At 38.7% G+C, this 24,795-nt stretch carries 21 protein-coding genes; 16 read left to right on the forward strand and 5 right to left on the reverse strand.

The window, feature by feature from the left end:
* Window positions 1-66: 66 nt before the first annotated feature.
* The 15 genes from MSBRW_RS23135 (at window position 67) to larC (ending at window position 16,320) form a co-directional block, all read left to right on the forward strand.
* Window positions 67-363, forward strand: a complete 297-nt coding sequence (locus MSBRW_RS23135) for an alcohol dehydrogenase catalytic domain-containing protein (protein WP_011305802.1) — start codon at window positions 67-69, stop codon at window positions 361-363.
* A 17-nt stretch (window positions 364-380) separates the two neighbouring features.
* On the forward strand, window positions 381-1,250 hold the full coding sequence (locus MSBRW_RS01185) for an MDR/zinc-dependent alcohol dehydrogenase-like family protein (RefSeq protein ID WP_230669915.1): 870 nt from the start codon (window positions 381-383) through the stop codon (window positions 1,248-1,250).
* 1,351 nt (window positions 1,251-2,601) lie between these two features.
* Window positions 2,602-3,729, forward strand: coding sequence for an MBL fold metallo-hydrolase (locus MSBRW_RS01190; protein ID WP_011305800.1), 1,128 nt, complete (start codon window positions 2,602-2,604; stop codon window positions 3,727-3,729).
* A gap of 398 nt (window positions 3,730-4,127) precedes the next feature.
* Window positions 4,128-4,550 carry a cupin domain-containing protein gene (locus MSBRW_RS01195; protein ID WP_011305799.1) on the forward strand — a complete coding sequence of 141 codons (423 nt, stop codon included), beginning with the start codon at window positions 4,128-4,130 and terminating at the stop codon, window positions 4,548-4,550.
* 69 nt (window positions 4,551-4,619) lie between these two features.
* A complete protein-coding gene (locus MSBRW_RS01200) occupies window positions 4,620-5,681 on the forward strand; it encodes an NAD(P)-dependent alcohol dehydrogenase (RefSeq protein WP_011305798.1) in 1,062 nt (353 codons plus the stop codon).
* A gap of 82 nt (window positions 5,682-5,763) precedes the next feature.
* A complete protein-coding gene (locus MSBRW_RS01205) occupies window positions 5,764-6,303 on the forward strand; it encodes a flavodoxin (RefSeq protein WP_011305797.1) in 540 nt (179 codons plus the stop codon).
* Window positions 6,304-6,355: 52 nt separating this feature from the next.
* A complete protein-coding gene (locus MSBRW_RS01210; RefSeq protein ID WP_011305796.1) occupies window positions 6,356-7,495 on the forward strand; it encodes an aldo/keto reductase in 1,140 nt (379 codons plus the stop codon).
* A 123-nt stretch (window positions 7,496-7,618) separates the two neighbouring features.
* Window positions 7,619-8,371, forward strand: a complete 753-nt coding sequence (locus MSBRW_RS01215) for a carboxymuconolactone decarboxylase family protein (protein ID WP_011305795.1) — start codon at window positions 7,619-7,621, stop codon at window positions 8,369-8,371.
* A gap of 29 nt (window positions 8,372-8,400) precedes the next feature.
* Window positions 8,401-8,976 (forward strand): sugar O-acetyltransferase, encoded by a 576-nt coding sequence (locus MSBRW_RS01220; RefSeq protein ID WP_048103172.1) that lies wholly within the window; start codon window positions 8,401-8,403, stop codon window positions 8,974-8,976.
* A 154-nt stretch (window positions 8,977-9,130) separates the two neighbouring features.
* Complete coding sequence (locus MSBRW_RS01225; protein WP_011305793.1) at window positions 9,131-10,222, forward strand: DUF3737 family protein; 1,092 nt, start codon at window positions 9,131-9,133, stop codon at window positions 10,220-10,222.
* An 18-nt stretch (window positions 10,223-10,240) separates the two neighbouring features.
* Complete coding sequence (locus tag MSBRW_RS01230; protein WP_011305792.1) at window positions 10,241-11,224, forward strand: cyclophilin-like fold protein; 984 nt, start codon at window positions 10,241-10,243, stop codon at window positions 11,222-11,224.
* Between the two features lie 353 nt (window positions 11,225-11,577).
* Window positions 11,578-12,570 (forward strand): alpha/beta hydrolase, encoded by a 993-nt coding sequence (locus tag MSBRW_RS01235; RefSeq protein WP_011305791.1) that lies wholly within the window; start codon window positions 11,578-11,580, stop codon window positions 12,568-12,570.
* 136 nt (window positions 12,571-12,706) lie between these two features.
* On the forward strand, window positions 12,707-13,909 hold the full coding sequence (locus tag MSBRW_RS01240; protein WP_011305790.1) for an aldo/keto reductase: 1,203 nt from the start codon (window positions 12,707-12,709) through the stop codon (window positions 13,907-13,909).
* 317 nt (window positions 13,910-14,226) lie between these two features.
* Entirely contained in the window at window positions 14,227-15,033 is an 807-nt protein-coding gene (gene larB, locus MSBRW_RS01245; RefSeq protein ID WP_011305789.1) for a nickel pincer cofactor biosynthesis protein LarB, read from the forward strand.
* 96 nt (window positions 15,034-15,129) lie between these two features.
* A complete protein-coding gene (gene larC / locus MSBRW_RS01250; RefSeq protein WP_011305788.1) occupies window positions 15,130-16,320 on the forward strand; it encodes a nickel pincer cofactor biosynthesis protein LarC in 1,191 nt (396 codons plus the stop codon).
* Between the two features lie 336 nt (window positions 16,321-16,656).
* Here larC and asd read toward each other — a convergent pair whose 3' ends face one another.
* The 4 genes from asd to MSBRW_RS01270 all read right to left on the reverse strand — a co-directional run bounded on the left by asd (window position 16,657) and on the right by MSBRW_RS01270 (window position 19,939).
* The gene (asd, locus tag MSBRW_RS01255; protein WP_011305787.1) at window positions 16,657-17,685 is read right to left on the reverse strand and encodes an aspartate-semialdehyde dehydrogenase; all 1,029 of its coding nucleotides are present in this window, start codon (window positions 17,683-17,685) and stop codon (window positions 16,657-16,659) included.
* A 219-nt stretch (window positions 17,686-17,904) separates the two neighbouring features.
* Window positions 17,905-18,087 carry a 4Fe-4S binding protein gene (locus tag MSBRW_RS01260; protein ID WP_011305786.1) on the reverse strand — a complete coding sequence of 61 codons (183 nt, stop codon included), beginning with the start codon at window positions 18,085-18,087 and terminating at the stop codon, window positions 17,905-17,907.
* Window positions 18,088-18,325: 238 nt separating this feature from the next.
* Window positions 18,326-18,634 (reverse strand): hypothetical protein, encoded by a 309-nt coding sequence (locus MSBRW_RS01265; protein ID WP_011305785.1) that lies wholly within the window; start codon window positions 18,632-18,634, stop codon window positions 18,326-18,328.
* A 204-nt stretch (window positions 18,635-18,838) separates the two neighbouring features.
* Window positions 18,839-19,939 (reverse strand): CobW family GTP-binding protein, encoded by a 1,101-nt coding sequence (locus MSBRW_RS01270; protein ID WP_011305784.1) that lies wholly within the window; start codon window positions 19,937-19,939, stop codon window positions 18,839-18,841.
* Window positions 19,940-21,212: 1,273 nt separating this feature from the next.
* On the opposite strand from MSBRW_RS01270, the gene MSBRW_RS01275 reads away from it, so the two are divergent.
* Window positions 21,213-22,208: a radical SAM protein gene (locus MSBRW_RS01275; RefSeq protein WP_011305783.1), complete on the forward strand. Its 996-nt coding sequence runs from the start codon at window positions 21,213-21,215 to the stop codon at window positions 22,206-22,208.
* A 956-nt stretch (window positions 22,209-23,164) separates the two neighbouring features.
* Here the strand turns inward: MSBRW_RS01275 and MSBRW_RS24115 are convergent.
* On the reverse strand, window positions 23,165-23,335 hold the full coding sequence (locus MSBRW_RS24115) for a transposase (RefSeq protein WP_157209476.1): 171 nt from the start codon (window positions 23,333-23,335) through the stop codon (window positions 23,165-23,167).
* Between the last annotated feature and the right edge of the window lie 1,460 nt (window positions 23,336-24,795).

A 24,795-nucleotide genomic window follows, 5' to 3' on the forward strand; every position in this document is an offset into this window, starting at 1 on the left:
CTCAGAATACGATACTGTTGTATAAATAATGCTCTTTAAATAAAATTCAATAAGGGGGGTTAAAAAGTGAAAGCCGTAGTTTATAAAGGACCAAAAAATGTAGAAATTGAAGAAGTTAAAAAACCAGAAATTGAGAAGCTAACTGACGTAATTATAAAAGTGACAAGTAGTGGAATCTGTGGAAGCGATTTACATCTATATGATGGCCATGGTCCTGACGGATTAGGAACAATTTTAGGACATGAACCAATGGGAGTTGTTGAAGAGGTTGGAAATGCAATTGAACTGGTTAAACCTGGTGATAGGGTTGTAATGCCATTTAATGTTGCATGTGGATCTTGTTTGAACTGTATCAGGGTTTAACCAATATGTGTCTTACTATGAATCCAGACGCAGCTATAGCAAACTATGGATATCCTGGAGCGGGACCATATGATGGTGGACAAGCTGAGTACCTGAGAGTTCCTTATGGAGATTGGGCTTGTTTAAAATTACCTGGTGAACCAGGGGATGAATTTGAAGACGATTTTTTGCTGCTTTCAGATATATTTCCAACAGCATATTATGCAGCAGAGCTAGCTAAAGTAAAAACTGGGAAAACAGTAGCTGTTTTTGGTGCCGGACCTGTAGGTTTACTTGCAGCATACAGTTCAATGCTAAAAGGTGCAAGTGAAGTATACGTTGTTGATAAATCAGATAAACGTTTAAAACTTGCTGAATCAATTGGTGCAGTTCCAATAAACTTTACAGATGGTGACCCAGTTGAGATGATAATGCAATACCGCCAAGATAATAAAAAATTAATGGGTTCTTTAAGGCCTGGAGAAGAAAAGGCTTTAGGTGTGGACTGTGCAATTGATGCAGTAGGTTATCAAGCATTTGATCGAAATAATCCTGAAGAATTTAAGGCAAATCAAGTTTTAATGGATATAGCAAGAATTATAGCTCCCGGTGGCAGCATTGGAGTAATTGGTGTTTATAGTGCAGATCCTGCTGGTAAGGATGAAAATGAAAAAAGAGGATATTTAACGCTTCCCTGGGCTGAATTATGGTTCAAAGGAGTATCTATAGGTACTGGACCGACGCCTGTTAAACAAATGCACGTGTTTTTAAGAAATTTGATATTCAATGATAAAGCAAAACCAAGCTTTATAGTATCTGACCGTATCAGCATTGATGAAGCTCCTGAAGCATATAAGCAATTTGATAAGAGGAATGATGTAGTTAAGCCTATAATCAAATTCTATTGAGGTTTAAAATAAGAGTTTAACTTATTTTGTTACTAAGGGAGCGCAGAGAGTCACGAATATTCCCTTCCTTTAGGTAGGGGATGAAGTGAACCCTCGCCTCTTCGTATTTCTCTTCAAATATCTAAACCATAGTTTCCTTGTATAGAGATAGTAAATTGGATAGGAAACCGAGGACAAAATTTCAATCACTTGTGCTAAGGTAACCTTGTTAAAGGATACTTAATCATCTGTCCCCAAGTAACCGGGCGGGCGGCCCGAAGCATACCCCCATCCTTTAGAGGCTGTCCGACAACTATTGATAGTAATAAAAAAGTACTAAAAAGAAAGCAAATAAGACCTTTAAATCAAAAAAGCAGGAATTCTTTTATTACCGAAGGTAATTGTCGGACAACCTGTTTAGGGTGAGGTGACCGCCCGCAATTTGATTTTGAGCCTATCCCAAAACCTATTTTATTCTAAATCATCCTGAGTTTTCAGGATCATTTTAGTTATTAGGCATTCAATTGACTGTTCCAAATACAAGGTTCACAAATCAAATTTTGAGTTTCAGGATAGGCTCTTTTTAAATTAAATCTTCATGTGATTGATTCTTCCTAAACTGAAAGCTATGCCTGTTGTTATATGATAAGATCCCAAAGGAGGAGCAGGTCGGGGAGTTGTGAGCACTTGCTCTTATGAGGCTAGAAAAACGTGATCATCCCTCAATGACAATTTTGCAGGCATGTGAAACGGAAAAAGCAATTTGATTGGAGTGGGACATGCAATGAATAGAGTAAAATTATCCGAACAGAAATTTAAGAAAGAAGGCTTCTCAAAGATAATGGTACAGGGTGGCGGGCACCTGAGAATCTCCTAGCTATTACTGACATCGAAGCTAAGTTGAGAACAAGCTCAATCAATCTGCAGGAGTTGTAATAGGAACCTATGAATCAGCAGTATAGGTACGTGAAGCTCAGTAGGCTACTGGCACAGCACCCCGCTCGCCGATGTAGATCGAAATGGAGTAATGATCAATGCAAACATGAAACTTGGAACCGATGGCTCGGAAGTTTCAACTGTCGGACTCTGGTGTATTGGGAATGAACTATGCCTACGGCCCAATCGCTGATAGAACGGAGATAATCAAGCTTATCCATGTGGCCGTTAAACGCGGTCTTCTTTCTTTAATACTGCTGAAATCTGCGGACTATTCATGAATGAGGAGCTTGTAGGCGAAGCGTTACGGATATCACCAGGTTTTGCCCGAAATCAACCATTCTGGGTGGTTTTGCAGTCAGGAGCAGAGACGTAATAAAGCTCAGAATGAGGTCTCCAATTGGCTGCGTAAAAGCGGAATTACAGAAGTGAAAATATGAAAAGGCTTAAAAAAATGATATTATATTTACTCAGTTTTTTGCTTCTATTGGGCGTTGTTGTTATATTGTTTATAAACATAAACCCAGCTTTCGGTGGGGATCCAACGAAAGAACAAAAAGAAGTGTATCAACATTTTAATAATTATGTTGATGGGAAATTTATTAATGAGGACCCTGCAGAGTTGGTTACAAATTCCTCAGACGCTTCATCAACGAACGAAGATTCTGCTTCAGACTCTAAAGACCGCAATCCGAATGGTCCAATTCCTGTTTCTGCTATTGACTGGGACAAAATTAAAAGTGAAAATGATAGTTTGACTTGGTTTGGACATTCTGCTTTTCTGCTTAGCATTGATAATAAAAAGTTATTGATAGACCCTATGCTGAGTCCTATTGCCTCACCGGTTTCATTTGTGGGAATTAAAAGATATGAATACAGTGAAGATATTATGCTGCATCTTATTGATGAAATGCCGTTTGTTGATGCAGTTTTTATCACACATGACCATTATGACCACTTAGATTACCAATCTATTGTTAAACTAAATAGCAAAGTATCGCATTTCTTTGTTCCTCTTGGGGTTAGTGCTCATCTGGTTCGATGGGGTATTCCAAAAGAAAAAATTACGGAACTCAATTGGTTGGAAGAAACGGAGTATAAGGGCTTAACCGTTGCCTTGACACCAGCCAGACATTTCTCTGGAAGAGATCCATTTAATATCGATACTACTCTATGGGGTGGATGGGTCATCCTGGGAAATAAAACTCGAATATATACCAGTGGAGACGGCGGATACGGTCCACATTTCAAGGAGATCGGAAATAAATACGGACCTTTTGATATAACCTTAATTGAAGGTGCCCAATATGATCCGAGCTGGTCGGATATTCATATGGTACCGGAACAATCTGTCCAGGCCAATTTGGATGTAAATGGTAAGACTATGATGTTGATACATTGGGGAGCATTTACATTAGCTAATCATGGTTGGAATGAACCAATAGAAAGAGCATTAAAAGAGGCAAAAATAAGAAGAGTAAATATAATTGCCCCGAAAATTGGTGAAACTGTTCTATTGGATTCAGACCTGCACATGCCTCCAACTCCATGGTGGGACTTTTGAAAGAGCATTATCTATGAGATGATGCCTGGAATGTGGGGATATCAGAGGAAGCAAAGTAATGGAACCGGATATGAATTCGAAAAGCGGTTTGAGCGAAGGAGAAGAATCCAGGTCTGTTGGAAGATTATTTATCAATTTTTTATATTCTACCTTTCTCTGTAGGGCTTACTTTTATATACCATTAAATCTTATATGGTGACTGATCAGTCACTCATAAAAACTGATCGAGTAAACGATCAAGAAAGAATATCGAGAAAATTTTAAAGAAACTAAAATCAGAGAGAACATTATGAAAGTTGTCGGTATTAATGGCAGTTCACGGCTAGTAAACTTTTCAGTAAGAATATTTGACATTCAATAAATTGGACTTAATAAAAAATATTAATGGGATGCAAAATATGGACAAATCAAACCTAAGTGAGAGTGTAATTTTCCCGAAAGGAGAAGAACTTCCTGAGTTTTTAAGCAAGTATTTTACAGGTAAAGTATGGGTTAGCATGCTGGTTGGAAGGGATAATGAATTTAATTGTCCCATCGGCAATGTAACATTCGAACCCGGATGCATAAATAATTGGCATCAGCATCCCGGAGGTCAGATTCTGTTAGTAACAGGCGGACGCGGTTACTATCAGGAAGAAGGAAAGCCTGCAAGGGAACTTAAACCTGGTGATGTAGTGACAATAGCACCAGATGTAAAGCACTGGCATGGAGCAGCACATGACAGCTGGTTCGTACACCTTTCCGTTGAGACAAATGCCAACGCAGGACCGGCAGAATGGCTTGAACCTGTAGCTGATGAAGAGTACAATAAATTGAAATGAATTTGGTTGAGGAATTTAAGAATTCGAATTGAAGTTAAAAGTTACAAAGTATATAAGAAGTGCATAAATATGGCGGAAAATATTCAATCAAAAGGTTATGCTGGAAAAGATGAGTCCGGAAAGCTAGTTCCCTGGTCTTTTGAAAGAAGACCTGTAGGTGATAATGACATTCTAATTGACATTAAATACTGTGGAGTTTGTCATTCTGACATTCATCAGATCAAAGGACACTGGGGACCACAACAATATCCACAAGTGCCTGGTCATGAAATTGTGGGTGTGGTTGCTGCTGTTGGAAAGAATGTAACAAAGTTCAAAGTAGGTGATCGTGCAGGAGTTGGGTGCATGGTTAGCAGTTGTATGGAGTGTGAAAGCTGCAAGAATGGTGAAGAACATCATTGCGACAACAATGCAACTATAATGACATATGGTTATCCTGAAGAATCATCACCTACCGGTATAAGCCAGGGAGGATATTCTCAAAATATCGTTGTCACAGAGCATTTTGCAATAAAGATACCAGATTCCATAGATCTACAGGAAGCTGCTCCATTACTATGTGCTGGTATTACTACTTATTCACCTTTAATGAGAGCCAATTTCAAAAAAGGGGATAAAGTAGGAGTTGCAGGAATTGGTGGGCTGGGGCACGTAGCTATTAAATTAGCCGTATCAAAAGGTGCCGAAGTTTATGCCTTTACAACCACTGAAAGCAAAAAAGAAGATTGCCTTGCATTCGGAGCAACAGAAGTTATTGTTGTTAACTCACCAAGCGACCTACAACCATGGAAAGGAAAAATGGATTACATGATATCCACAATTCCATACGCATACGAAATGTCATCATACATTGATTGCGTAAAACCATACGGATACTTCACTCAAGTAGGACAACCAATTGGAGGAGAACTCACAATTAACAACTTCAATATGATTTTCAATAGAGTAAACTTCAATGGATCACTTATTGGAGGAATACCAGAAACACAAGAAGTTGTTGATTATTGTGCGGAAAATAAGATCTATCCGCAAATTCAGATGATCAAACCTGAAATGATCAATGAGATATGGGAGAAGGTCGTAAATAAAGAAGCCCGCTATCGATATGTAATTGACATGTCATCCTTATAATAGGACCTACAAGGTCCTTGCTTTTTTATCACAAAAAGTGATGATAATTTCAGTGAGCAAAAAAGAAGGTATGGGATACTAAATGTCGAATCTGAACGAAGAGAAATGTCTGATAGCCTATTTTTCGCGTGCTGGCAATAACTATGTCAGCGGAAAGATCGTGAATTTGCCTGTCGGTAACACAAAAGTAGTAGCGAACATGATCCGGGAAATAACAGGAGGCGATCTTTTCCGTATTGATACTGTAAAGTCTTATCCCAAAGATTATTCTGCAACCACCAACGTGGCAAAAAAGGAACTGAATAACAATGCCAGACCAGAGCTTTCCAGCCATGTGGAAAATATGGACTCTTATAATGTAATATTCCTGGGTTATCCTAACTGGTGGGGAACGATGCCGATGTCAGTGTTTACATTCCTGGAGGAATATGATCTTTCCGGAAAAACTATTGTTCCTTTTTGTACCCATGAAGGAAGCGGATTAGGCCGCAGTGAAAAAGATATTGCAAAACTTTGTCCGAAAGCAACACTTTTGAAGGGGCTCGCTGTCCATGGCTCTCGCGTAAGTTCTGCGAAAAAAGATGTTGCGGATTGGCTGAACAATATTGGTATTATTTCATAAACTGTTCGAGTCTACAGAACATTTATGGATCATTGAACAGGGGAGGATAAAAATGGCAAAACGATTAGGTTTTGGCTGTATGAGATTACCACTTCTGGACAAAGATGATCAGACATCATTTGACACAGAAGCATTAAACAAACTGGTAGATACGTTTTTGGAAAAAGGATTTACTTACTTTGATACCGCGTATACATACCATGGATTCAAGAGTGAGGAAGCCATTAGAGAGGCTCTGGTAAAAAGGCATAGTAGAGATGAATTTACTCTTGCGACGAAACTTCCTCCCAGAATGTTAAAAGCAGTGGAGGATCAGGATCGAATTTTTAATGAGCAACTGGAAAATTGTGGTGTTGAATTTTTTGATTATTACCTGCTTCACAATATTGGTGTGAGTGCTTATGAGCAGGCATGTAAATATGATACATTCGGTTTTGCTTTGAAAAAAAAAGAAGAAGGCAAAATAAAGAATGTTGGTATGTCTTTTCATGATACCCCGGAACTACTGGATGAAATTCTAACTGCTCATCCGGAACTGGATTTTGTTCAGTTGCAGATCAATTATATTGACTGGGAGAATCCCGGTATCCAGTCAAGAAGATGCCATGAAGTGGCAAGAAAACATAACATGCCAGTTGTTGTAATGGAACCCTGCAAGGGTGGAAATCTTGCCTCTGTTCCTGAAAAAGCAGAAGAACTGATGAAAGCATATAATCCGGAAGCTTCCGTTGCCTCCTGGGCAATCAGGTTTGCTACCAGTCAGGAAGGTGTCATGATGGTTCTTAGTGGTATGAATACCATGGAACAGGTACTTGATAATACCTCATATATGACAGACTTCAAACCCCTGAACGAGGAAGAATACAGGATCATCAGTCAGGTAATTGATATTATAAATGAAGATACTGCGATTCCCTGCACAACCTGCAGATATTGTGTAGAAGGATGTCCTGAGAATATTGCAATACCGGATTACTTTGCATTATATAATAGTGCAAAGCGTGCTGTAACTGATAGTATCTCAAGCCAGTTTGTTTACTATCTGAATCTCACTTCAACTCATGGAAAGGCTAGCGATTGCATAGATTGTAAACAATGTGAGAAGGCATGCCCTCAGCATCTAAAGATAACAGAGTACTTAAAAGATGTGTCAGCAGAATTTGATGCCGGACCGGGATTACCGACAAAATAAAGATGAATGATAATTTGACCGACCAACTTGCGAAACAAACTGTTAGGAAACAAACTGTCAGCTATGAGGAAGTAGCGAAAAAGATTCTGAATATCCGCTTGAACTGAAAGAGAGGAGTAAATTATGGGTATCAGTGAAACCGCAAACAGGAACCATGAAAAATTATTTCCCAATAATGAATCTACACTAAAAATAACAGATCCGGAACTTATAGAAATTTTTGACAATTTTGCTTTTGATGAAGTGATCAGTTATGGAAATCTGGATACAAAAACCAGGTTAATGGTCATTTTAGCATCATTGATTGCAAGTCAGACTTTAAGCGAATATAAAGTAATGCTTGGTGCTGCACTTAATGTCGGTGTAACTCCAATTGAGGTTAAGGAGATTGTATATCAATCTGTACCATATGTTGGGATGGCGAAGGCATTTGATTTTATCCATGCTACTAATGAAATACTGGAAAGTAGAGGAGTAAAACTACCATTAGAAGGTCAATCTACAACTTCACCGGAGACACGATATGAAAAAGGACTGGAAGTACAAAAATCAATTTTTGGAGAGATAATTGATAAAATGTATGAGGAATCACCAGCAAACCAGATCCATATTCAGAGATATTTATCTGCAAATTGTTTTGGTGATTACTACACCAGAAAAGGACTGGATATAAAAACAAGAGAGCTTTTGACATTTTCTGTGATTTTATCCTTGGGTGGATGTGAGCCTCAGTTAAAGGGACATATTCAGGGAAATCTGAATGTTGGAAACGATAAAGAAACATTGCTTAGTGCAGTTACGCAGCTATTGCCGTATATCGGATATCCAAGAACATTGAATGCGATTGCGTGTTTGAACGAAGTGATACCAGATTAGATTTAATGGTAGATCAAGAGATAGTTTCAATGAGTGAAAAAGTGTTGAATAAAGACATTTTTGAGCGTGATAGGGCTGGAGAACCAGTTTCTATAGATGACCCGGAATATCCAAAGTTAAAGGAAATGATGCTTCGTGCTGCGGAACTAACCACCAGATTGAATACTTCATTTCATGATGAGGATGAAATAAGGAGCCTGTTCAGTGAGTTGATAGGTTCGGAAGTGGATAAATCTTCGAGGGTAACTCCTCCATTCTATACGGATTTCGGACGAAATATCAAGGTCGGTAAAAATGTGTTTATCAATCATGCATGCACCTTTATGGATAGAGGAGGCATAACAATCGAGGATGACACCAAGATAGGACCAAAAGCCAATCTTATCACATCCAATCATCCATTGGATCCAGCCCATAGAAAGGAATTAATTTCAACTCCGATATGGATTAAAAGGAATGTATGGATAGGTGCTGGTGCAACCATTTTACCCGGCGTAACTATCGGAGAGAACTCTGTTGTAGCAGCTGCAGCTGTCGTTACGCAAAATGTACCTCCTAACACAGTCGTGGCTGGTGTACCAGCAAAAGTTATCAAAACATTGTAATGCTTAGCTCTATATACTAGTATTTTTATTATACCAATGACTGATCAGTCACTCATAATTTACATTGATTAGTTAAAAACTCGCCAGACATGATTCCATTTGATAAATTGAAATCATTCTTCAAAGAAAATCTAGGATAAAAACAGGTTCAAATATGAGTCAAAAAACTAAAGATATCTTAGAAATAATGCAAGCAAGTGAATCAATTCTCTTTGATAATACTCAATATAAAAAGAGTTCCGATGTCGGCTCCCAGACGACTGAATTATCCACAAAGCTCAACACTCCAATCAGTGTTGAACAAAAACGAGAGCAAATAAATGAATTTAAAGACTTGACAATGGATGAAGAGCGTGCCCTTTATGGTATACATAACGCGACAATCATTCATTGTATCTTTGATGGCCCTCGCGATGGAGAATCTGCCTTAAAGGAAAGCGCAGACATATACGTTTCAGATTGTGACTTCAGGCTTCGTTATCCTTTCTGGCATGTCAGGGGCGCTCAAATTGAAAATTGTCGTATGACAGAAACCTGCCGTGCTGCATTATGGTATAGCAAACAGGTGACAATAAAAGAAAGTTATATGGCAGGCATTAAAGCTGTACGGGAATGTGAGGATGTCACTATTGAAAACTGTAATATCCGATCACCCGAATTTGGATGGTTATCACACAAAATGATGATAAAGAATACAGAGCTTGAGTCTGAATATCCGTTTTTCTACAGCTCAGATATCCTGCTTGATAACTTTGTATTGAATGGTAAATACTCTTTTCAGTATGTAGAAAATGTCGAAATCAGGAATTCCCGTCTGGGTACAAAGGATGCTTTCTGGCACAGCAAAAATGTCACAGTCTCAGACAGTATTGTAAAAGGTGAATATCTGGGTTGGTACTCTGAAAACCTTAAACTTGTCCGGTGTAAAATAATCGGAACCCAGCCGCTTTGTTATGCAAAAGGTCTGATTCTGGAAGATTGCGAAATGATCGATTGTGATCTTGCCTTTGAATACAGCGATGTTCATGCTGTGATTACAGGTTCGATAACAAGTGTAAAAAATCCATGCAGCGGACATATCATTGCGGATTCAATTGGAAAAGTAATACTGGATGATAATCAACCAGCAGACGCTTCATGTGTAATCGAAGTCCGAAAAGAGCTGAATAAAGAAGATATTCAAAATTCTGATACTTATAATGGAGATATTTTCAACAATAAGGATTTGCCCATGCAAGAAACATAACAAAGTGAGGCTTTGTCAATGAAAATTATTCCCGAATATAATGGAATAAAATGGATGTTAATTTGTTTTGGAGTATTTTTACTGGCAATTTTAGTGATAGGATGCATTGAACAAAATAATATAGATCAAGGAAACATCAGTAATCAATCAGAAGATGAGCAAATAGAGCAAAAAGAGGCTCCCATGCCTTATGCACAGACTCTGGATGAGGGGGAAGAAATTTCTAAAGTGAAATCATCTGAACAAACTGTTTCAACAGAGCCGGAGCATGGTCTGGCTTTATCGGATATGAGCGTTAAAATCACTTCACAGGGCCATATAGCGACGTTCCAACTATATGATACGGTTGCCTCCAAAGAATTGTATGAACAATTGCCACTGGAACTAGATCTAACGAATTTCCGTGATGCACAGTGGATGTTCTATCCACCAAAGAAACTGAATGTTACTGCACAAGAGGCTTATCATGACGGTAAAAAGGGCGAACTCAGCTACTATGGACCATGGGGCGATGTGTTCATGCTCTATGAGGATTTCTATGCTGGTGACGAGATGCACCGTTTAGGCATATGCATCACTGGAATAAATGAGATTGCCAATATGTCGGGTAGCATGCAGATAGAAAAAAATGAACTTAGTCAAGAAGAAGAGGAGACAAAAATGAGAATCAGTATTCAAGCAAGTGGAGAAACAACGATTTATGAGCTCAATGATGGGAAAGCTGCAAAAGAACTCTATGAACAGTTGCCCTTAACGATTGATGTTGAAGATTACAGCAATAATGAAAAGATATTTTATCCACCCAAAAAACTCGATACAACTAACACACCTATGGCAAATGCACAGTTTGGAACACTTGCATATTATGCGCCATGGGGAGACGTAGTAATGTTTTATGATAGGTTCGGCTCTGCAGGCGGTTTATATGAGTTAGGAAATGTCATATCAGGCGGCGAGCATATCAAAAACATGTCAGGTACGATACAGATCAAGAAAGTGTAAACATAAGCAAAATCGAGGTCTGAAAGACCAAAACCGATAATTAAAGAATAGACAGGCGCAATAGTGTGTGGTGTATGCATGTGCGTGTGTCTCAGACCTAATGAGAAATATTGTTATGGTGAATCAGTAGTTCTGGACGCTATTGATTGCACCTCGTCTATGATGGATTCATTACATAGCAGTTTTGATATTTTGATTAAACTGGCCTAGTAGGATAAAACTTATTTCTAGTCCTGTCGTGAGTGATTAGTCAATCAAAACAAATATATACTAGAATATCCATCTACCACTGACTGTTCAGTCAGTCATTGACAATGCTATTGATACAATTCTAATATTCAGGAGAACTAAAAATGTCGGGAAATATGGAATCTGAAAATGAATCAAGTATGAGAACTTTTGAGCTCAGTGAAAAGGTAACTGTAGAAAAAGTATCCTATAAAAACAGGTACGGAATTACCGTTGTAGCAGACATGTACCTGTCAAAGGACATAGATAAGTCTAAAAAATACCCAGCAATTGTCATAGGAACACCTTATGGTGGTGTAAAAGAGCAAGGTGCTGGTATTTACGCACAGAATATGGCAGAACGAGGATTTGTTGCCATTGCGTTCGATGAATCTTTTAATGGCGAAAGCAGTGGTGAACCAAGGCATGTCTCTTCTCCAGATATATTTGTTGAAGATTTTAGTGCAGGAGTAGACTTTTTGGGAACACGACCTTTTGTGGACAGAAACAGGATCGGCGCAATCGGTATCTGTGGAAGTGGTGGATTTGCCGTTACTGCAGCTCAAGTTGACCCACGTATCAAAGCAGTTGCTACTGCAAGTATGTATGATATAAGTAGCATGATAAGAGATGGATTTGGAAAAACAATGACTGATGAACAGCGTGCTCAAACTTTAGTTCAGTTGGGTGAGCAACGATGGAAAGATTTTGAGAATGGTACTCCAGAAGTGCCTGTGGGTTTCCCAAGTGAACCAGCTGATTCAATTCCAGAAGGATTAGATCCAATTTCAAGTGAATTTTTTGAATACTACGGAATGGAGCGTGGACATCATCCTAATGCAGGAGCCGCATTCACTATTACAAGTAGCATGTCTTTCATGAATTTTCCTTTGATGAACTATATTGATAACATTTCACCACGACCAATTTTGTTCATCATCGGTGAAAATGCTCACTCTAGATATTTTAGTGAAGATGCCTATGAAAGAGCTGCTGAACCCAAAGAACTCTACATCGTTCCGGGAGCAAGACATATTGATCTGTACGACAGGACCGACATGATTCCATTTGACAAATTAGAATCATTCTTTGCAAAATATCTAGGTTACAACAAATGAACAGAGCAGTATTCTACGAATCGAAATTTGAACAATTATCAGGAGATAGCAGGCGAGAAACTTATTTTTGGCCTCCCTGCGAGTGATTAGTCAATCACAATGCGGCTAAATAATTCAAAAATTCAGGAGAACTAAAATGTTATACAGAAAAATGCCTAAAAACGGAGACGAACTTTCGATACTTGGATTCGGATGCATGCGCCTTCCGGTGAAAGAAGACGGCAGTATAGACGAAGAAAGAGCCACTAGGCAGGTACGCTATGCAATCGACCAGGGAGTAAACTATGTTGATACGGCCTGGCCCTACCACATGGAACAGAGTGAGCCATTTTTAGGTAGTGCCCTTGCTGATGGGTACCGTGAAAAAGTGAAACTCGCCACAAAACTTCCTTCGTGGCTTATAGAGAGCCGGGAAGATATGGATAAGTTCCTGAATGCTCAGCTGGAGAAACTCAAAACAGATCACATTGACTATTACCTCATACACGCCCTCGTCGGTGACCTGTGGGACAATATTGAAAAGTTGGGTGTAGCAGATTTCCTTGACAAAGCCAAAGCTGATGGCCGCATAATTAATGCAGGTTTCTCCTTCCACGGTTCGGGAGAAGATTTCAATCGGATAGTTGACGCTTATGACTGGGACTTTTGTCAGATCCAGTACAACTTCCTGGATGAAAAGAATCAGGCAGGCACCAGGGGATTGGAATATGCAGCTTCAAAAGGCCTTGGAGTAATCATTATGGAGCCCCTCCGTGGAGGAAACCTCACAAACCCAGTACCTCCTGCTGTAAAAGAGATCTGGGACGAAGCCCCTACGAAGAGGACCGCTGCAGAATGGGCTCTTCGCTGGGTATGGAACCACCCGGAGGTCACGGTTGTCCTCTCCGGGATGAATGAGGAAACACATATTGAAGAGAACCTTAAGGTGGCAGGCGAGGCTTACCCTAATTCCCTGACAGAAACCGAACTGCAGTTAATAAAGAAAGTAGAACAGAAGTACCGTGGACTGATGAAAGTAGGCTGTACAGGCTGTAGATACTGTATGCCCTGTCCATCAGGGGTGAATATTCCACTCTGTTTCGAATTGTACAACAATCTCTACATGTCCGGCAACTCAGACGAGACAAAGTTCCTCTATGCTGCACAGTTGAGTGGTGCCATATCCGTTGGAGAAACCGGATTTGCATCCCAGTGCGTACAATGTGGACAGTGCCTTGAAAAATGTCCCCAGCACATTGATATACCAACGATGCTTGAATCCGTTGTAGAAGAACTTGAAGGATCTGACTTGGAGGAGAGAGTTGACATGGCAAAGCAGCTGTTCAAGAAGCAAACTTAAAAGCGAGAACAATTCTAAGTGACAAAAAAGCAAAATGAAGATATCGTTTAATTTTTAAATAAAAGTCAGACTAAACAATATCTTTATTTTCTGCTGTTTATCTTCATGTTTAGTTAACTATATTCATTCAGCTTTGGAATTGTGAATTTTACCTCAAATTGCAAAGCAACAACCAGATAATTCTGAAAATCAAGCTTGTATGAGTATAACGCTAAACTCTAAAAAAAGTTTCCAAACAAATAAATTGTTATCCAACAACTTGATATTTAAACTGTTTATTGCTAAAGCATCTAATTCTTCTAGGCGAAGGTTAATACATGGATCTTACTGACATACTTAAGGCTGTTAAAGACGGAAAAATGGATCTTGAGACTGCGGAGAAACAGGCTCAAGGCCTGGGGTTTGTCTCCTATATGGATATAGCAAAACTTGATTCTCACAGAAAAAGCAGAACAGGAGTAATCGAGGCTATTCTTGCTGATTGTAAAGATCCTGATGACGTGGTAGAAATTGCGAGAGTCATGGTTGCAGAGAGTAAAAGAGCCCTTATTACGCGGGTCTCACTAGGACATCTCGAAGCCTTAAAGCAGGCCTTTGGCCAGGATAAACTTGAGTGGAACAGCAGGGCTCGTACAGTAGTCGTCCATGATGGCACGCCTGTACCCAGAACCGGTGCGGTCGTAGGGATCGTTTCAGCAGGCACGGCAGATATCCCTGCAGCGGAGGAAGCCAGGGTTGTAGCTTCAGAAATGGGTTGCGAGACGGTTGCGGTTTATGATGTGGGAGTTGCGGGAATTCACAGACTTATCCCGGCGCTGGACAAACTGAAAGCCAGGATGCCAGGAGCAATCGTTGTTGCAGCTGGAAGGGAAGGAACGCTTCCCACAATAGTTTCGGGATTAGTTGACGTGCCTGTAATAGGGCTTCCGGTTTCGACAGGCTATGGAGCAGGTGGAGGAGGAAAAGCTGCCCTGCTGGCAATGCTCCAATCCTGTTCCACACTTGCAGTTGTGAATATTGATGCAGGCTTTGTTGCGGGAGCATATGCAGCCAGAATCGCAAATATGATTGTGGCTGCTTATACCCATGGCAAAGAAGACAGGGCAGAGCAGACAAGAGAGTAACAGGGGCAATAAAAAAGGAATAAGAAGGGAATAAAAAGAAAAGAAAAAGAAAAGAAAAAGAAAAGAAAAAGAAATCAAAATGCAGGAAAGAATCTTATGAAAGCACTTGTATTTAACCCTTTTTCAGGGGCAGCAGGAGATATGATCCTTGGGTGCACTCTTGATCTTGGGGCTGACCGAAAAACGGTTAAAGAACTGATAGAAGCTTCTGTCAACGTATCCGTGGATATAAGAGAAGTTGTGAAAAAGGGGATAAAGGCCCTGGATGTCCGGATAAACATACCTGAAAAAGAGCAAGTCCGTACATATCCGGAACTTCTGGATGTGGTAAAGGCCGCAAAACTTCCCTCCAGTGTGGAAGCAAGTGCCCTTGGTATCTTTTCAAAGCTGGCTGAGGCTGAAGCTTCAGTTCATGGGCAGCCTGACCTTGAGAAACTTCACTTTCATGAGGTTGGGCAGAGTGATGCCCTTGCTGATATAATCGGCTCTTCGGCAGCCATCCATTCCCTTAACTGCGATTCTGTTTACTGCACTCCTATAAACGTAGGCAGTGGAACAATTGAATGCGCACATGGAGTTATGCCTGTGCCAGCACCTGCGACTCTTGAGCTTCTCAAGAAAGGAAAATTTTATTTTAGGGGAGGCACTGAGCAAAAAGAGCTTCTTACTCCTACAGGGGCTGCTATTCTTGCCCATTTTGCAGGACCCTTGGAATCTTTTCCTCAGGGCAGGGTAATTTCAATAGGTTACGGGGCGGGGGATTCCGAACTTTCCGGACCTAATGTGCTTCAGGGAACATTATGCGAACTTGATTCCTGCCTGATTCCTGATATAATTGAGGTGCTCGAAACGAATGCAGACGATGTGAGTGGGGAAGTCCTGGGGAACCTGTTTGAGGAGTTACTTGCTATGGGGGCAAGGGATGTTGCAATTCTCCCGGCAACGATGAAAAAAGGCCGTCCTGCTCATGTTATTAAGGTCATAGCAAAACCCGAAGATACTGCAAAGCTTGCCAGGAAAATTATTGTTGAAACAGGATCTCTTGGAGTAAGAGTTATCCCTACCAGGCACAGGTTGATGGCTGCCAGACGAATAGAATCGGTTAATTTTGAGGTTGAAGGGCAGATATATGAATCTGCAGTCAAGATTGCCAGAGATTCTGAGGGGATCCTGCTCAATATGTCTGCCGAGTTTGAGGATTGCAAAAAAATCGCAAAACAGAGCGGCATCCCTGTAAAAGAGGTTATGAGAAAGGCAGAGGAAGCTGCAAGAAAGCTTTTTTCCTGAAATTCTCAAAAGATTGGAAGTAAGTAAAAAAGGAAATAACGACTTAATATATTTAAAATGAACAGCGAAGCTGAAAAGTAAAACTAACAAGTAAAACTAACAAGTAAAACTAACAAGCAAAACTAAAAAGTAAAGCTGAAAAGCAAAACTAAAAAGTAAAGCTGGAAAGCAAAACTAAAAAGTAAAGCTGAAAAGCAAAACTAACAAGCAAAACTAAAAAGTAAAGCTGAAAAGCAAAACTAACAAGCAAAACTAAAAAGTAAAGCTGGAAAGCAAAAGCCTTAAGTTGTGAGGCTTCCACTTTTTATTTTATTTTGCTTGTAAGCCATTCAGGATTTAAAGTTTGCCCATTGAATGCAGGAGTTCCGCGTTCAATACACTTGCCCCGGCTGCTCCGCGGATGGTGTTATGTCCCATTGCTATATAGCGGATTCCTTCTCTTATACGGCCCACTGAAACGCTCATACCTTTTCCCATGTTGCGGTCAAGGCGCGGCTGAGGCCTGTCACTTTCATCTCTTACAATTAAAGGTTTTGCAGGTTCGGAAGGAAGTTCTTTCAGCCTGGGGTCAAAGTTCAGGAAAGCTTTCCTTACTTCTTCAGGCGTTGGTTTATCCCTCATTCCAGCCCAGATAGCTTCGGTATGCCCATCTATTACAGGGACCCTGTGGCAGGAAGCACTGACTCTCATATCTGCAGGCACGATTTCAGAGCCGTTAAACTCTCCGAGGAGCTTTAAAGTTTCGGTTTCCATCTTCTTTTCTTCGTTTCCTATGTAAGGAATTATATTGTCATAAATTGCCATTGCGGCAACTCCGGAAAAACCTGCCCCTGAGATCGCCTGCATTGTGGCTACCTGTGTGGTTTCGAGTCCAAACTGCATAAGAGGCTTTAAAGTAACGGTCATGACAATAGTGGAACAATTGGGGTTTGTAATGATATATCCGTCCCATCCTCTTGTATCCTGCTGGACTTCGAGAAGCCCAAGATGTTCTGGATTTACCTCAGGAATCACAAGAGGTATGTCATTTTCCATCCTGTAGGAGGAGGCATTGCTTGCCACTGCAAACCCGGCTTTTGCAAATTCGGGTTCTACTGTCAGGGCAAGGTCTGCAGGAAGTGCCGAGAACACCACGTCCGCATCTACGGCTTTTGGATCTACCGGGACAACTTTGATATCTTCAACACTTTCCGGCATAGCTGTATCTAACCTCCAGCCTGCAGCTTCTTTATATGTTTTGCCAGCGCTTCTCTCGGATGCTGCAAGGGCTGTAATCTCAAACCAGGGGTGGTTTGCAAGTGCTTCTACAAATCTCTGCCCAACAGCGCCTGTGGCGCCTAAAATACCCGCTTTGATTGCTACCATTTAAAAAGCTACCTCCGGAAAGATAAGAGTCATTGATAAAATTGATTGATAAAACTAATCGATAAAACCGATTGATAAAACCGATTGATAAAACCGATTGATAAAACTAATTGATAAAACTGATTGATAAAACTAATCGATAAAACCGATTAATAAAACTGATTGATAAAAAGGAAAAAGAAAATTGGAATAAATAGATTATTCCAACGAATTGTCGTTTTACTCTTCTACTTTAATTGCCTGGTTCGGGCATGCCTCTTCGCATGCACCGCATTCTACGCATTCGTCATTGTCGACTACTGCGATTCCCTTCTCTTCATCAAGAGTAATTGCATCATTGGGGCATTCATCGACACAGGTTCCACATCCGGAACATTCATCTGCATTAACTATTGCTGGCATATTTATTCACACTCCTTTTTGATTGCTCGATATATACCTGGAAATTAAATAGGGCGTTTTTGAAACTTCCATAGGATATCGAAAAGTTTGGTCATAACGCCATTGACAAGACAAACATAAAAACTTATCGCTTTTTAGCAAAAGGAAGCTTTCTAAAATCAAGATGGAGTTAACCATCAGGCAACTAGAAAATCCTATTGAAAGTTATAAAATAAAGGGAAAATTGAAAAAAATTTAGTTAACACACCGAATCGTGCATGGAAATTCCAGCAGTAGTCAGGCGGTACATTCCATCTTCGAGTTTCAGAAGGTCTTCTTTTAGCAAAAAATCCATGTGGAACTTAAAAAAGAAGTCATTTAACCCGGATTCTTCTTTTAGTTGTTCTTCAGTCTTTCCAAAGATTCCAACAATCCGTAGGAGCTTTCTTCTTGCAGGATTTATGGAAATCTTTTCCATCATCATGTGTTCCATTTTGACAGCTTCGCCTTCAGTAGGCTCGCTTTTGTTCTCAAAATAAGCATCAAGTTCATCGATTTCCTCGCTCATTTTAAAACTCCGTTATTTTTTTGTATTTCTTACTATCAACCCTTTTTTAAGCAGTTCCGAAAAGGATAAGTGTGATTGCAGCACTTTCAGTTAAGTAACAGGTTTCTACCATAACTTTAAGGTTGCAATTTTATCTTTAGGTTAATTTTGAGTTCAGCCTTAAGTTCAGCTTTAAATTAGCTTTAAGTTTAACCTAACCTATTTTTAATTGTCTTTCCTGTATATATTAACCTTACATATTTGTTCATTTTCATGTTCATGATGACTCTCAGCGTGAGCATTAGTATCATGCTCATGAACTTCTTTTTCAAAGATAAAACCCGATTTCTCAAGATTTCCTTCAATAGTACTTTCAATTATCTCTATGAGTTTATGTTTTGGGACCTTTGTAATTGCGGAAAGCAGCCTGAGTTCTATGTTCTCATTTTCCCGAGCAGGAAGAAGCTCTACCTGAGGCACTTCTTTAGATGAGGTTACGCTGCCCTTAACCGCAGATTTTGAAAGTTTCATGGAAAGCTTTAAATGCCCTACAAATTCAGGGTTAATTGCCCGAACCTTATTCTGAATGGTCTGAAGGTTTTCTTCTACGAAACGCATATTTTCTTCAGGACTGAAATCCCGTGATCCAAGGGTGTAGAGAGCTGAGTAAGCCGAAACTTCAGAAATCTCAATGGAGTTTTTCTTTTCTTGGGAAGGCTTTTTAAATCCCGGCACAGCGAGATGATGAAGCAACTTCTCGAATTGATTATCTTGATGTTTTGCGGAAAATTTCAGAATCTGGGCCTCGGGGTTCATCTCATAGAGCATTTTCTCAGTAGCCAGGACAGTTTCTACAGGCGTTACATCAATCTTGTTTATGCAGAGAATTTCAGCATCTTTTATCTGTGTCTCTATGAACCTCGGAATCTCTTTTGCCTCGGTCCCGAACCGGCCAGGATCTACAAGGGTTACTATCGGGGAAAAGGAGAGCTCAGAGAGTCCCATTGTTTCGATTTCTTCTCGTATCTGCCCTGGGAAGGCGATCCCTGTAGGTTCGATAATAACAACGTCAGGCATAAACTCTTCCTCAAGGGTCTGAAGGGTATACTGCATGCTTATTCTGAGCGTACAGCAAATGCAGCCGCTTGTAAGTTCCTTGGTTACAATACCAGGGCTTGTAAGAGTGTCCCCATCAAGTCCGATTTCCCCTATTTCGTTTACAATAATCGCAGTCTTTTTTCCTGCGTTGATGAGCTGCCTGCTGATTCTCAATATAGTGGTTGTTTTCCCGCTTCCGAGAAAACCTCCTATGATCATGACTTTCATGTCTCTCTCCTTTTTTCGATAATAAAATTGTTTTTTAGACGGTCGAGAGGTATAATCTATTTTAAGATATATATAAAATTGGCAGTGCCGCCTGAATCAGCAGAGTTGCGGCACAGCTATTGCGGGTCAACGGTTGAGGCTCAACAAGGCCAATTTATATCTTGAGAATCTGTTTTTCAATTACTGATGAGGTAGAATTTATAAAGTTTCATTTTTTCCTCCCAAATACACCTAGACAGCATGCAACCCGAATCAGAAAGAGTTCCAGGGGAATTTAAATAAGAGACGACCTAAATAGGTTGTTTTCCATAGCAAGGACTGTCGATCTGATATGTTAAGTTATTTGAAAGAAAACCATCAATATGATTTTAATATTGAAAAATAGATCGCGTTCTCATCAAAGAACCTGGAAGTTCTGAGCGGCTTTAAGAGATTTTGTTTATGTGGGAAGAGATATTGAGGTATTGGACTCACGGGTTGCGAGCTTTGGTTTATTCTCTTTCCGTTTTATCCCCCTACTTGTGGAGTGGATATTAATGAATGGGGTGTTAAAGGGATGAGAACGCAATTCATACTATGTGTTTACCATATATAATATTTTTAGCACAGAATATTATGTAATTATCTTGATATTAACATATCATTACAATTTTAATCCGTAATTATAAGCTTATATGATTGTTATAACCAGGACTTACGCAGTTGAACTGAAAAATTAACAGCATTAGACCGGTAACTGTTTAGAATATGACTTTAATTTATAGTCTTTTCCGCAATTGATTTTGTTCCTCAAGTGCATAAATCCTAAAAAACTATCTTATGCCTATATAAGTGGAGCTTTGTACTATATTTTACTCTGCTAAACTTGAGGTATAATTTAATTTCGTTATGAAAAAATATTTCCTGGGCTGTGTGTATAAAAATCGGTTCTAAAGAAAAATGAAGTATCTGCCTAACCTGAATTTTCTGGTTTGAAGGGATAAATTTAGGGCAAAATCCAGGGCAAGATCTTCTAGGGCAAAGGTTAAGACAAACTCTTGAAAGTTGTCCTTCCGGTTTTGAATTGGCTGAAAACAATTTAATTTATATCAACAGAATAATTTATATATTTCTTTAAAGATGAGAGAAAATAAAGAAGCTGCAGAACTAGATTTATTTTGGAATTACTAGTGATCGGTCCCTTGTAATCATTTTGTGATCACTTAATAGTCGCTTGATAATTATGTTTTAATTACCTTGTAATCACTTTTTAATCACTTTCAGGAGCATTTGCATGCAAAGCAAGCTAATTACGCCAGAAATAAAAGCTTTCCTTATTTCCATAGGTTCGGTTTCCATAGATCCCTCGCTTATCCCACTGTCTCGGGGTTCGACTGCGGGTCCGGGGGCGGGTACGAGTTCAGTTTTTTTCAAGTCGGGAACAAAACGGGTAAGGCTCAGTATAAATAAAGACTCTCCGCTTTCAATTTTGAAAGTTGAAGGTAATGGAGATGTTGGCGTTTTCTATCAAGGAAATGAGCTTGTACGGGGAAAACTTGAACCCGCACCTGCGCACTGCCCGGATCAGGCATTTATAACCCTTTGTGAAAGGTGCATATTTGACTGCAAATACTGCCCTGTGCCCAAATTGCGGGGGCACGTTAAGAGTGACGAAGAAGTCCTGAGTATAGTCGATGAGGTTTTGAGAACAGGAAATCTGAAAGCTATTTCTCTCACTTCGGGAGTTGAAACCTCAATAGAAGGAGAGGTTGAACGTGTGCTCAAATTGCTTCCTGCTCTCAAAAAATACAATGTCCCCATTGGAGTTTCGGTGTACCCTACTGAAGGATGTTCCAGAAAATTCTATGAAGCAGGAGCTTCTGAAGTCAAGTACAATGTTGAAACTATGGACCAGGAGATCTTCAAAAAAGTCTGCGGAGACCTTTCTCTTGATTACATTCTGGATAGACTCCGGGAAGCTGTTGACGTTTTTGGGAAAAATCGGGTTTTCAGTAATTTTATAATAGGGCTTGGGGAAAGTGATGGTTCTGTAAGAGATGGAATCGAGACCCTTGCACAAATAGGAGTGATTCCTGTCCTGCGGCCGATAAACCCGCATCCTCTGAGGGCCGGAGATTGCTTTACGGAACGTCCGTCCCCTGAGCGCCTTTTAAAGCTTGCAAAGCTTGAAGCCGAAATTCTCAAGGAGTACGGACTTGATCCAGGGCTTGCAAAGACTATGTGCCTGAAATGTACAGGCTGTGACCTTGTTCCCTTTATTGATTTTTAATTTATACATTTTTATTTTTTTAAAAATTTGCTTGTTCTCAAAGAGCTCATCTTAAATGGGACTTACGCACTTGAGTAGTAAAATCAGGTACAATAGAAGTTTTAGTTAAGCCTGAATTTTAGGCAACTAAATAGTTAATGCTATTGATTTCCATTTCAACCATATAATTCCTGCTTTTATTTCTTCTAAGAAAAACCCCTTCATTTCCACTGGAATCTTTTACGGGTTAATTTTTTTGCAACTATTGATAATTTTACTTTTTACTTTTTTGCTATCGTTCTATATATTTTTTTAGTTTGTTCTTTGAGTTTCAATTTTTATTCGAAAATGGTTCTGTTTACTTTTTTGATGCGATTTTTAAAAATACTGAAAACACTTTTTATCCAGTTATATCTCTTAGAACCCATTTGCAATTCGCTTACTGCGCTCAAATATTTGTTTCCTTGTAGTATTCACCTTTATCTTTTTATTTTCGTTCCTGTGAATTTCAGTACCCCATTATTTCCACTGGAATCTATGGGTTAACAGCCAGTTTTCCCTGGGATATATACCTAAGTTTAACTCAGGATTTTATAAACAAATGCAAAAGTATCTCAAAAAGGGTTCATGTCACTTAAAATCCACTTTTTCTTATTCTGCATTTTCTCATTTATCATCCTGCGTTTTTTCTTTTACCACTCATTCTGCATTAGCGCGTGAAATGATTTTGAGGTAATTTGTTCTTAAAGTAATGTTTCTAAGATCTATTTACTAAGATTATAACTTTTAAAGTCTTAAGAATAAAAGAAATAAAACTACAACTTTAAGGATGGTAATTCCAAAAAAGAAGACTGAATTTTTAGAAAGATTAAATCAAATTGTGGGCGGCCACCCCCCCCGAAACAGGGCGTCCGACAATTACCTATGATATTAAAGTTTCGGCTTTATAGAAATCCTCAATTTCATCCAAAGAGAGTTTACAGTATTTTTTTTATGTTGTACACTATCATTTCTATTTTTATTTCTTTTACTTGATTGTAAAACTTTCTTGCTTTAACTATCTCTCCAAACTTTCTTTTTATTATTGAAAATACTGTTTCAACAACACTTCTACTGTTATACACTTTTTTATCGAAATTTTTATGCAATTGCTGCTTACATTCTCCAATTATCCGGTAGTGTGCCTCAATTTAGGAGATTTCTACAAAGCTTTTTTGTGTAATTAGAAAAACAATACTAAACTCTTTTCTTCCCGTAATTTTTATTTTCTCAGAATTCTCCATTGACTAATCCATTTTCCACGAACAAATTCACAGCTACAAAATATTATAATGTAGCTATTTTCCAGAATTAAACAATGTATTACAGCTGCATCTTGCTTCGATTATCGATTGACCCCATGCTTTTTGTTGTATTTGATAAACTGTAACTATTCAGCTTTGAGAAACTTGAGAACAATACCATTAGTCATCATGTTTGAAAGTTGGTGCTGAGACTATAGTTTTTCCATTGATTATCGGTTAAAAAGTTACTCCGTCTTCCAATGCTCTTTTTGAGTCTAATCCCTTATTTCTTATTCAAGCTGTCCATCTTTGAACCTTTTTATGCTTAATGATTCTTATTTTTTAGAAGCTTCTCGATAATTTTTAATTAATTCATGTACGCTTATAAGTATTAACATGAAAAATCCAATATTAACGAGAAGAGAAATAATAAGATAATTACCACCAATAGATAGATGTTTCCCGGTAAATTCGGAGTAAAGTACAAATATAAAAAAAGACATTGTTATAAAAAGTGATAGTAAAATTATGGCTTTTGCTATTTTTTCAATCTTATCGACTTTAAACTTACACATCATCATCATCCTTGTTACAAATTTTAGATACAGTACCTCTCATCTCTGTATAAGATCTACAAAATTTACGTTGGATTTTTTATAAGGAGGCGCCTGCAATTAAGTAGAAGCTTCAAATAGCAGCAGAATAAAAATTAATCTCATAACACAGAATCAGAATTTGTAATTCTGTATTAGTTTGAGAAAATTTCTCATTTCAAGAGTTATCATAAAATTATTTATTTATTTATTTATTTATTTATTTATTTATTTCCTTAGTTTTTAACTTTAGTGAGAAGCTTCAATTTTTTGTCAAAAATCAATTGACAGTATTCATAAATTTCTTTAAATTACCTCTGGTTTTCCAGCTTCATAATCACTATAAAGCAAATTAGTAGAGATTTTTGTCCCATTTTAGCACTTTTGGCACCTGACTTTTTGGATAGTATCTATATTTTATCTGAGATGCTATCTGTCAAATTCTATACCAAAAATTTGGTCAAAAATCATAAAAATAGCTATCAAGAGAAAGAGAATCATCTGTCAAATTGAATCATAAAAAATGGGCAAAAATTTGTTGAAATAATGTTACTTATCATTTCAATGGATATGAAAACAATCTTCCCACATAAAAATCAAACTGTCAAACTAAGGCTTTATATACCTACACTTAAAAATTCCAACATAACATTATTTTTGGGATAGCTCATTGATAAGCTGTAATTAATAAGTTGTGATTAATATTAGTGAACCTGGAATACTAAATTTTAA

The sequence above is a fragment of the Methanosarcina barkeri str. Wiesmoor genome (assembly GCF_000969985.1).
GTDB classification, from domain to species: Archaea; Halobacteriota; Methanosarcinia; order Methanosarcinales; family Methanosarcinaceae; genus Methanosarcina; species Methanosarcina barkeri_B.